Origin of the sequence: Citrobacter sp. RHBSTW-00986 (genome assembly GCF_013783065.1) — a bacterium.
In the GTDB taxonomy this organism is placed as follows: Bacteria; Pseudomonadota; Gammaproteobacteria; order Enterobacterales; family Enterobacteriaceae; genus Citrobacter; species Citrobacter braakii.
This window is the reverse complement of the sequence record NZ_CP056202.1, coordinates 63,071-72,847: the sequence shown is the minus strand read 5'-3', so window position 1 is coordinate 72,847 and position 9,777 is coordinate 63,071. Positions and strand designations below refer to the sequence as shown.

Annotated in this window: 15 protein-coding genes; 2 read left to right on the top strand and 13 right to left on the bottom strand. The window is 49.3% G+C overall.

The annotated features are described in order from the left end of the window. Window positions 1-45 precede the first annotated feature (45 nt). Genes HV345_RS25745 through HV345_RS25715 form a run of 7 tightly spaced genes read right to left on the bottom strand, consistent with a single transcriptional unit; the run spans window position 46 to window position 4,332 of the window. On the bottom strand, window positions 46-450 hold the full coding sequence (locus HV345_RS25745) for a hypothetical protein (RefSeq protein WP_008325085.1): 405 nt from the start codon (window positions 448-450) through the stop codon (window positions 46-48). Further along, window positions 447-929 (bottom strand): hypothetical protein, encoded by a 483-nt coding sequence (locus HV345_RS25740; RefSeq protein ID WP_137366884.1) that lies wholly within the window; start codon window positions 927-929, stop codon window positions 447-449. Before HV345_RS25740 ends, HV345_RS25745 begins: the two co-directional genes overlap by 4 nt. 8 nt (window positions 930-937) lie before the next feature. Next, window positions 938-2,335: an F-type conjugal transfer pilus assembly protein TraB gene (traB, locus tag HV345_RS25735; RefSeq protein ID WP_137366885.1), complete on the bottom strand. Its 1,398-nt coding sequence runs from the start codon at window positions 2,333-2,335 to the stop codon at window positions 938-940. Next, window positions 2,332-3,072 (bottom strand): type-F conjugative transfer system secretin TraK, encoded by a 741-nt coding sequence (gene traK, locus HV345_RS25730; RefSeq protein WP_117343945.1) that lies wholly within the window; start codon window positions 3,070-3,072, stop codon window positions 2,332-2,334. The genes traB and traK overlap by 4 nt, the downstream gene beginning before the upstream one ends. An 11-nt stretch (window positions 3,073-3,083) precedes the next feature. Continuing rightward, window positions 3,084-3,668, bottom strand: coding sequence for a TraE/TraK family type IV conjugative transfer system protein (locus HV345_RS25725; RefSeq protein ID WP_181636728.1), 585 nt, complete (start codon window positions 3,666-3,668; stop codon window positions 3,084-3,086). A 5-nt stretch (window positions 3,669-3,673) separates the two neighbouring features. Beyond that, window positions 3,674-3,976 carry a type IV conjugative transfer system protein TraL gene (traL, locus tag HV345_RS25720; protein WP_008324958.1) on the bottom strand — a complete coding sequence of 101 codons (303 nt, stop codon included), beginning with the start codon at window positions 3,974-3,976 and terminating at the stop codon, window positions 3,674-3,676. A 2-nt stretch (window positions 3,977-3,978) separates the two neighbouring features. Beyond that, complete coding sequence (locus HV345_RS25715; RefSeq protein WP_137366886.1) at window positions 3,979-4,332, bottom strand: type IV conjugative transfer system pilin TraA; 354 nt, start codon at window positions 4,330-4,332, stop codon at window positions 3,979-3,981. A gap of 196 nt (window positions 4,333-4,528) precedes the next feature. Between HV345_RS25715 and HV345_RS25710 the strand changes: the two genes are divergently transcribed. Further along, complete coding sequence (locus HV345_RS25710; protein ID WP_137366887.1) at window positions 4,529-5,170, top strand: Arc family DNA-binding protein; 642 nt, start codon at window positions 4,529-4,531, stop codon at window positions 5,168-5,170. A 32-nt stretch (window positions 5,171-5,202) separates the two neighbouring features. On the opposite strand, the gene HV345_RS25705 is transcribed toward HV345_RS25710, so the two are convergent. Next, window positions 5,203-5,595: a relaxosome protein TraM gene (locus tag HV345_RS25705; RefSeq protein WP_104652441.1), complete on the bottom strand. Its 393-nt coding sequence runs from the start codon at window positions 5,593-5,595 to the stop codon at window positions 5,203-5,205. A 665-nt stretch (window positions 5,596-6,260) separates the two neighbouring features. Between HV345_RS25705 and HV345_RS25700 the strand changes: the two genes are divergently transcribed. Beyond that, entirely contained in the window at window positions 6,261-6,794 is a 534-nt protein-coding gene (locus tag HV345_RS25700) for a lytic transglycosylase domain-containing protein (protein WP_061548394.1), read from the top strand. A gap of 29 nt (window positions 6,795-6,823) precedes the next feature. Here HV345_RS25700 and HV345_RS25695 read toward each other — a convergent pair whose 3' ends face one another. From HV345_RS25695 to HV345_RS25675, 5 genes are all read right to left on the bottom strand, one after another. Beyond that, window positions 6,824-7,645: a DUF932 domain-containing protein gene (locus HV345_RS25695; protein WP_133085549.1), complete on the bottom strand. Its 822-nt coding sequence runs from the start codon at window positions 7,643-7,645 to the stop codon at window positions 6,824-6,826. An 11-nt stretch (window positions 7,646-7,656) separates the two neighbouring features. Next, window positions 7,657-7,950 carry a hypothetical protein gene (locus tag HV345_RS25690; protein WP_181636735.1) on the bottom strand — a complete coding sequence of 98 codons (294 nt, stop codon included), beginning with the start codon at window positions 7,948-7,950 and terminating at the stop codon, window positions 7,657-7,659. Between the two features lie 697 nt (window positions 7,951-8,647). Next, entirely contained in the window at window positions 8,648-8,998 is a 351-nt protein-coding gene (locus HV345_RS25685) for a hypothetical protein (protein ID WP_137366954.1), read from the bottom strand. Window positions 8,999-9,073: 75 nt separating this feature from the next. Beyond that, on the bottom strand, window positions 9,074-9,397 hold the full coding sequence (locus tag HV345_RS25680) for a hypothetical protein (protein WP_137366953.1): 324 nt from the start codon (window positions 9,395-9,397) through the stop codon (window positions 9,074-9,076). Window positions 9,398-9,415: 18 nt separating this feature from the next. Beyond that, a complete protein-coding gene (locus tag HV345_RS25675) occupies window positions 9,416-9,625 on the bottom strand; it encodes a hypothetical protein (protein WP_220132123.1) in 210 nt (69 codons plus the stop codon). Window positions 9,626-9,777: the final 152 nt, after the last annotated feature.

The following is a 9,777-nucleotide window of genomic DNA, read 5'->3' as shown; positions in this document are numbered from 1 at the left end:
AATTTATGGCAGAACCAGTAAGGAATGGGGGCGGATAAGGTTGATTTAATTTTTCTGGTGCAGGACTAATATAAAAACAGCCTGGGCCACTGCGCTTAAAATAGTGCCAGCCAGAAAGAGGTCGACATTCATACGCGCCATGCTCATATCAATAAACGCCCAAATCAAAGAACAGCAAAGCAGTATCAGCCAAGGCGCTATAACCCCCAGGGATGTGAAAATAATCCCTTCGATTCGTTCCCCGAAAGTAACGGCTGCTGTACAGAAAAGAAGGAACAGCGCAACAAGCAGACCAACACGCCAGCTACTCCACTCATACGTCACCACCCCTTTACGTATCAGTACCGCCCAGACAGTCAGTTCAGTGCTGTAGACCATAAAAGGAATGAACACATGGCGAAGGTCAGAAGCACATTTCATGATGCAGGAGGATTCGGAATTTAACGTCACTGGTTCCTCTCCTTGCCGGGGTTGCTGTCGGGATGGTTATGAAGGAACTGAAAGCGACCCGTTACGGATGATTTACCAGACAGCCTTTCCACCTGAGTTGCTTTTTCCTTTTCATACCAGCGTTCCACAGCTTCACGTGTAAGTACCCGGTTCTCCACAACCGAGGCCTGTAACTCCCGCCATGCCACAGGGTCAAGCGGTTTATACCGGGCCAGTTTCCTGTCCAGAGCATCAGGCCATGTCCGGGGTTTACTGTCGAAAAGCCGCTTGAATAAGCACAGAAATAAGATTATTCCCCCAAAGCTGGCTGTACACTGAAGCCACCAGGTGATGTCCAGATACATCCATACCCCGCCGTTCGCAAAAGCGAATATCAATGAAAAGGTGTAAACCCACTGTTGATGTGGGGGATAATGGTTAGCCTGCCACATATGCAGGTCCACCCGAATATCGTTCAGCAGTCTTCGGTTTGTATCCATCTTCCACCTCAGTTTATTGTGTCACCGAGCCGCAGCTGGCTGGCCTGGCGCAGAACGTCATCCGGGTTGATGTTGCCCACCGATGTGGTGCTGTGCGTGGCGGTCTGGTTGACAGGCTGCGGAGTCACAGAACCCTGTGCGGCGTTACCGGCTTTCTGCAGCTCTTCTTTCGCCTTCGCGTCCTCAGCATCTTCCAGCGTTTCAAGACGGAAGCCTTTCTGGAACACCACAGTGACGCGGTTCCCGGCCCCGATATCAATAATCGGATGATACTGTTCAGCACGTTTTATCCAGTACTGGCTCAGGGTGTCAGCGGCTTTACTCGCACCGCCACCCAGCCCCTGTTTAAACACATCACCGGCACCGATATCGGCAGTGGCCCCGAGGCCGACCGATGGCGTGGCGGCCGATTTAATCCCCTCACCAAAACCGGAGAGCAACCCGGCGGCACCGGCATAACCGACAATCATACCGTTACGCATAACCGGCTTCCCTCTGATGCCCCCTTTGCCCTGGTAGCTGACGTGTCCGTCAAACTCCATATCGATATGTTTGCCGTTCTTCAGCACGCAACTGATAGACCGGGTTCTGACCTCACCGCGCTCACTGGAAATATCCCCCCATATTTCCCCCACAACGAAACAGCCATCAGCACTGTATTCCTTGTTATTGGGCATCTGGATATTCCCCAGCAACCGGATAGTCACGGGGCGGGTATTCTGCTGACCGGTGACGCTGGCGTTGGCGTCAGCCCCTTCAATCATAATGGCGTCAGAGAACGACCCCGAAGGTATCCACGGCAGTTTCGTGGTTTTCTTTTTAAGGTTCTCGTAGGTAAATTTTGAGGTGGTAAGACCTCCGGTCATACGTTGTCCGGAGCCCCCCGGATAGAACGCTGCGCCCTGTCCCATATTGACTGCACCACTGGCGGGGGGCGCTCCTGTCGGGGTCACGGAGTATTCTGCGGGGCGGGACTGGCCGGCGGCAACGGGACCCGGGAGCGGTGTTCCGTTCTGGTCTGCAGGTGGTGTCTGCGGGTTACTGCCGGCAGGTCGCTGGTTAAGTTGCTCAGTCAGGCGCTGAATTTCAGCGTCCTTCCGGGCTATTTTCTCGTTCGTGTCGAGTTTGTTCTGTTCAAACTGTTGTGACAATGTGGCGAAATTCTGCTCCAGCGCTGACGTTTTGGCCTGCTGTTGTGCCAGTGCAGCATCGTTCACCTGTTCATTAAACGTGGCAGTCACCACACCGGTCATATTCGGCACAGCAGCGGGCGGAGGCGCTTTTTGCTGTTCCTGATAATGCCCGTACCAGGCAACGCCACCGGCCATCGCGGCCCCGGAGGCAACTACTGCCGCCAGGATGGCGATCTGTTTGCGGCGGGTTTTCAGGTTTTCATTCAGACTCATGAACGTGGTTCTCCGTCATCTGAAAACACAATCCAGGCATATCCTTCTCCGCCCGCATAAAGCTGATGCTGTGAGAGCATGACGGCGCGGACCCCTTTCTGCCAGAAATCACGCTCTCGCAGACTCTGTGTGATATTGCCGGGATTGCTCATCCGAAAACGCACAATGCGCAGATGGTTGCCCACGAACTGACGTTCCGGCGTCAGACGAACGGTTGCGCCCGGGTGGTATGCCGTCATGCGGCTGACCGGGTATTCCTGATAGTCATCAGGCACCTGGCCGTTAACGATGGCACGGGACAGAGAGACCAGCGTTTTTTCGTAGCTCTGTCCCTCTTCCCAGGCTTTTGCATCGTCATTCCTGCGCAGTGGCGGTGACATCGGGGTAAAGCGCAGTGTTTTTCCGTTTCCGGGCTGAGGCCGGACGTTCAGGCTCAGGGAAGACCCGTGGTCGGTCTGGATAAAGACAGTGAAGTTCTGGCCGACAAGTGGCGACAGAATAAGGGCGCCGTCATCGGTCTGGCTCTGGTCATAGGCACCGGATGGGCCGCTGATGCTGGTGATAAGTTCTCCGTTAACAACAACTTTGGTCGGGTTGGTGTTGCTGAGCGTGACATTAAAGGCGGCGTCGTTCTCAAACGGAATGGCGGCGGGAGCGGAAGCGGCCAGAAGGCCGCTGGTAAAAAGTCCCGTTGCCAGTAACACAGCAGCAGCTGCCGGTGAAATTGCGTTTTTCATGGGCAGTCCTGTCAGTTTGTGGTGGTGACCGGCTGGAGTTCTTCGAACTGGTGAAGTGTGACCAGCCCGTCGATGTAACGGATTTTCAGTCGGTATGTTTTTTCCAGGTCTTTAAGCGGAATGGTGATGGCGCCGTTTGTTGTGGAGGATTTCAGCGTACCGCTGAATTCGACCACACCAGGCGCATCCATGACACGGATTTCTTTCGTATCAAAGCGGGTGGTTATCCCCCCTTTTTTTTTTTTTTTAGCTTCAATATCGAGCGCTTTTTTCAGTTCATCCCGTTCGACGGAGGGGACGAAACCGAGCAGCATTTTCTGGTTATTGTCGACGTTCTCCGGGCTGACATTCAGTCGCCAGTATATAAAGGCAGAGGCGAACATGGTCATACCGGTGGCATCTGCGCCGGAAGCATCTGAGGTGAAGGGTTGATTAAAAGACATGGGCGTGGTGACGGTTTTCTGTGTGGTGGCAAAATGCCACGCCAGAGAGCCGGTCAGCACATTTCCCACCCCACTCAGCAGAAGCAATGAGGCCAGCGCAATAAACGCATAACTGAGTTGTTTATCGCGCTCACCTTTAATTTTAAGCTTCATAGTAATTACGCTCTCCAGTGCCGGAAACTTGAATCAGGTATCTGCCTGAAGGTCACCCTGAATAAAAAAGAGGGAAGATGCCAGTAGCAGAAATTCAGCAGCCAGAATGACCCCTGACCTTTTTTCAGATATCTGATGGTTGCCCACAGCAGGCCCGCGATAACAGAAAGCTCCAGTGACATATTGTTCAGCACACCCAGGATAATTAAAGGTGCGACAATTAACAGTTCATCGAGAGGGAGACCGAAATAGCGTTCCTGCTGATTGAGTGTTTCCGGGAAGTAGTATTTATCCTCTTCCCCGTTCATGGTCAGCTCGCAATACTGAAAGCAACGCGGGTGAAAATGATACACATAACAATACCGACAAAGACCATCGGCGAGCGTACTTTGATGTAAATAAACAGGCCCATGATAATTTCGGCAATATAAAACCATTTTACAATGGAAGAGCCAGAACCGAAGGTTGAGTTAACGGTTGTGTTTTGTGATGCAAGTAAATCAGTTCCGCTGGCCAGAGCTGGGTGTGCGACCATAAGTGAAATTAAAATCAACCCTCCGTTTTTAATAAATTTTTTTAACTGTCGGTTTTCGCGAGCTTTACGAAATAAAGACGCTACCGCCCATCCCTTCATGATATTAAGGGCATTACCGTTTGTGGACATGCTTGTTTCTCCGGATGTAAACAAAATGAGTGTACGTAAGTGCTTGTTTACGCACGCGATATTGTCCCATGACTCTAAAAAAAAAAAACTGTGACGCATGTCACATTATTTAAAATATTTAGGATTTTTCTGAATATATAAGTGAGTAGGCTTGGTCATTCAGGTTGTTGGAGTGTTGAATGCGAGATCTATAGCAATGAAAGTAAAAGAGAAAATGTGGGGTGCCCGGGGAAGGCCGCGTAAGTTCCGCCCGGGTGAGGCTGTTGAGTGGCGACTGCGGGCGCCGGATAATTTACTGATGGAGCTGAGAGTATGTGCCAGAGCAGGAAAGAGAAGTGTTAATGACGAAATTATTGCACGCCTGTTATTGTCTCTGAATTATCAGCCGGATATTCCTGTTATTAAAACGGCGAAAGGTGAGAGACTGATTTCTCTGGCGGTGAAGTTTGAAGACTGGCTGCATAACCTGCTTGATGTGGATACACGTTGCGGGGAGGTAAATAAAAGGGATAGTCCCCCTGCGGAGCATCTTTGGGTGTGGCGTGAGGGTGAGCGAATATTACTTCCGGGTAAGACAACAGGATATAGTATGCGTATTCCGGGGAATCTTGCCGAAGAGATTCGCACAATGGCCAGGGTTCACAGGCGCAGTCTGAATGATGAAATGCTGACGAGGTTGATGAGTACACTGAAATATTTTACAGGGCGGGTACTTGAACAGAATGAGGATGCTCAAGCCCTGAAAGTGCTGTGCATGGAATTTGAGAGTTACTTAAAAGAAAAAATTAATGAGGCAGAAAAAAGCGCGCTTCCGTGGGATAAGGATGGCGCGCAGTGATCGACGGAGGCCGGGTCGTCCGGCCTCTCGTGCTATTTATCATCGATAATGAAGTGCTGTTTCTCTGCTGCGTCTTCAGCAACATTAATGGCGCTGATGTTATTGTTTATCAGGTCATCAAGTGAAACTCCCGCCTGTTGCCCCTTGAGGTTAACATAGATTTCAGAGACCAGTGCGGTCAGAATCATAATACCTTCCCGGGAGCCTGATACTTTCTTTATCAGGTCGCGGCGGAATCCATCAAGGTCGAAGGTTGACCCCTCTTCTTTGGATTTATAAACCATAAGACCAAGCCGGACAAGTTCATTGACTATTGAAGAATAGTTCATTTCAGAGGTGGTTGCGCCCTTCTGAAGTTCAATATCCAGTATATCCTGTATTTCCCTGTCGATTTTATCTTTGAAGTATATGTTCTTGCGCGGCATAATATTTCCCTGATTTTTTCATGCAGTGCCGGATACGGCACTGTCGACCATTTTTCATGTGAGTAAATTCACCCTCAACCTGAAGAATGCGTTCATATAAAGCCTGTTCTGACTTAAATGTGTGTGTTAATCCGGCACTGTGATGTGTGTGCATCCGGCACCATCAGGTGTGTGGATTAGGCACTGTGATGTGCGTGCATCAGGCACCATCAGGTGTGTGGATTAGGCACTGCATATCACTAACCTACTCTATTATCAGGATACACACAATCCCCACACTTTACAGTGCCTAATCAGGCACTGCAAGGTGTGGCAATCAGGCACTGCAATGTGTGGTAATCAGGCACTGCAAGGTGTGGTAATCCACACACCTTTTTCCCACATATTCCAACTTTCCGCATAACGGCATAAGTTATTTCACTGAATTCAAAGAGAAAAACTGCAAGATGAAATCTTGCGTGGGGTGTGATGTTTTAATGGGTGAGCAAAGAGCGGCAAGTTAATAACCGTGTCATGGTTGATTCCCTTATTTGAGGCTGTGGCTAAATGCATGATTTGAAGCGCTTCCGCGCGTTTGTAGGAAATTATCTTGATTAAAATGATCTGGCGGGATATTTTTTATTGCATAGCATGCACAGGCTTATGGTAGACATAAGGGCCACAAGATGAAAATAACTAAAACCCCGGCCTTATTGCTGGCGTTCTCGCTCTCAGCAACGGCTACTCCTCAAATGTGTTTCGACCAGGCGGGGAGAGATTACCAAATAGATCCACTTCTACTTATGGCAATATCAATTAAAGAGAGCCGTCTTAAACCTGCAGCGATTAATGGATCTAATGGTAATGGAACGGAAGATGTCTGTGGTATGCAGGTAAACAGTTCTCATTACGGAAAACTTAAAAAGTTTAATATTACCCGCGAAAGATTATTAAGCGATCCATGTATATGTGTGTATTCAGGTGCATGGGTTCTAGCACGTAACTTTCAGTCTTATGGGCGAAACTGGGATAGCGTAGGAATATATAACACGGGACCTCGTGATGAGATGATAAAAAAACGAAAAGCTTACGCCACAGACATTAAGAACATCTATCGAATTCTCCTTGCAAGAAAAATAATCATTGCAGGCTCATCGGGAGATCGAGACTCCCTATCTATTGAAGAGATAAAAGAAATCGATGTAAGTAAAAACCAATAAAAAAAGCCGCTCACTTGAGCGGCTATTATTCAGGCTTTAAGTCTTGCGAATTCCTCTGCCATTTTCCAGAGTGCCTGGTTAAGTTTTACATCACCATCAATACCAGTGACTTCTCTTGTTTTTGTTCTTTTTCCTTTTGCTGTCTTTCCTGAAATTCCGCCTTTGATGACGTTCTCCTGAATACGGTTAAATGTACTCCACAGATCCAAACCTCTGTCTTCCCAACGGCGAGCCTGTAATAACTGGTCAGGTGTCACAGGTGAATGAGTGCCATCATATTTATACTCAAGGGCTGCAACGCTTAACAAACGTTGCTCCGGCTCAGTCAACTGAATACCTTTCATGATATCAATATTTTCAATCACGGTATCGAACGTATCCATCACAGTGTATGCGCCTTCAATCACCTGTCCGACAATATCACCTTTATGCGGTACTCTAATTTCGCCAAAATCTTTCCACGCTACCAGACCATTGGTACAAATCTGGCGGAACATACCTGGAATCATTTTATAGCTACTGGAACCATCGTGACTGTTCAGCAAAATAATCTCTGGTACTTCTTTCCCCGCAATCTGATCATGGCGACGCAGACGTAATAAATGTTTTGTGAACTCACGCTTTTCAATATCGCGTGTACGGGACTGTGTTGCATAAAAAGGTTGAAAGCCTTCTTCACGAAGACGGTCCAGTATTTCAATAGTTGGAATATAGGTATAGCGTTCTGAACGTGAATCATGTTTTTCGGAAGAAAATGCACTGGGTACAATGCGCTGTAATTCATCATTAGTCAGCGGACGATTCTGACGAATAGAGGACGGTGCGCGATAACGATTAGCAAAACTGATCATAACATTCCCCTTTAGTTAATACTTACTGGCGTAATTGTGCGAAAGAAATTATCTACTGGTGCAGCAACAGCTACCGGATAGCCGTCCAGGATCCAGACAGAGAGATAATCAATGCAGTTCTCATTGATTAATGACAACTCATAACTCCCGACTGGCGGTTCAAAAATCAGAGGTTGTAATTCCCCTTCCGTCGCAGCCATGACCAAGCAAAACAGATCAACGATTTGTTCAGCTGTGATTTCTGATTCACATCTTCCGGAAGATTCTTGAGCGGCGGTTTTGACGTTGACGTTTCGTGTGTGCATCCTGGTTTTCTCCTGTGGTGATGGTTTTCCATCTCCCTGGTGAGTTCTCTCGCGGCCAAGGGCAAAGGAGCAACGGCTGACGAATGAACGCAGGGGCGTCACCGCAGGCCGCAGCGCAAGCGAGCCGACAGGCGAAGTGCGAACGGGCGAGGAACGGCGAAGCGTACCCTTGCGGGCAGGCGGATGACGGTGCTACAAGCAGCCCTCCGCGTGAGGACACACAGGGCGATGGCCTCACCGGATGAACAGGATGCACACACCCGACACGTCGGAACGGCGTGGCGGCATCAGAGCGACGGCATCGCCGGCGCGGTGGAGGCGGCGCGGCCGGTACGGGCGCAGCAAGCCGCAGGGGTTGACCTTCGCCATCAGACCCTAGCCGCATGGCCCGAAACCCGCAGGGGTTCGGCGGAGACTGGCAGGTGCGCAGCAGCTGCCCTGGCGGAGTGAGGCTCGACGACTGGACAGCGCCAGCTGGTCAGGAGCCGAAGGGGGCCAGTACCCGGAGTTTTTTGCAGAGAAAAACTGACCAGCAGTTATGCTGCTACCAGAAATAAAACGGGGAAATCAATTTCATATTTAACAACCTTATGTTGCATAAGGCGGGGAGTGTGAGCATGAGGGAACCGTAAGGTTCCCTCACTTTATACAGACTCCCGAAGGAGCCTTATTTTTAAGGGGGAATGTTGTCAGACAATCAATCTTTTGGAACATATCCTTTTTCCCACAAGCTTAACGCTGTCTGCCGTATCCATCCGAGGAAATCCGGGCCATAAAAGGCCTGTCGGTCAGCCCGAAGAGGAAAAGCCTTTATACTGACAAGACGCCTTAATTCTGTCTTATAGTCGTAATCGCAAATCCAGACAAACTGGCGTTCGGATACGATTCGGTCAATTTCTGCATTCACCTGCAGCGCAATGATGTGCCCCTCTTCTGCCGGAGCTTTTTGATTTGAATTAACACACCATTGCCCTGCGGTTCCAGTATCTATATTGCCTATTACTTTCAGTAGATTAGCGGGTGCATTATACATTGTATTTTCTGCCATCTTAGTACTCCTTAGCAGCGGCAGGATTTATTACCGCTGCGTTTTCCGGCATGGTCATAACGACCATATTCGGGATCAGTAATCGGCTGCCAGTTCGTTCATCAGCGACCCACACTCACGATCTGCACGTTCTGCTTCTGACATCGTCAACATGTAGCCTCTTTTTGTTGCAGCACCCATGAATACCGGACGATCTTTCAGTGGCAGCTTTACAAGGTAATTCATGGCCATACTCAAGAGACGGGATTCATAAATCTCATAGTGCAAACCACAACCCCGGTTAGCCTGTTTTTCCATACGGGCCAGCACCACATCTGAGCGAATAACGTCAAACGGGTTACTAGATTGCAAATTCCGCACAAAACCATCGGTACGCAGAGTTACATTTTTACGGTTCATAACTGTTCACCTTATCGTTCAGGATTTATGAAAAATTGCAGACAGCGCGCCACGAATGAAGTACAGACAGGCATCAGTGCGGGTAAATGTGTCGGCATAATGAGCATGAGCCTCCTGAGCTGAGGCTACGTTGTAGTGCGCTCTGTCGATGATCCACGCAATTTTTTTCATCCATCTTCCGGAAGATTCTTGAGCGGCGGTTTTGACGTTGACGTTTTGTGTGTGCATCCTGGTTTTCTCCTGTGGTAATGGTTTTCCATCTCCCTGGTGAGTTCTCTCGCGGCAAAGGGCAAAGGAGCAACGGCTGACGAATGAACGCAGGGGCGTCACCGCAGGCCGCAGCGCAAGCGAGCCGACAGGCGAGTGCGAACGGGCGAGGA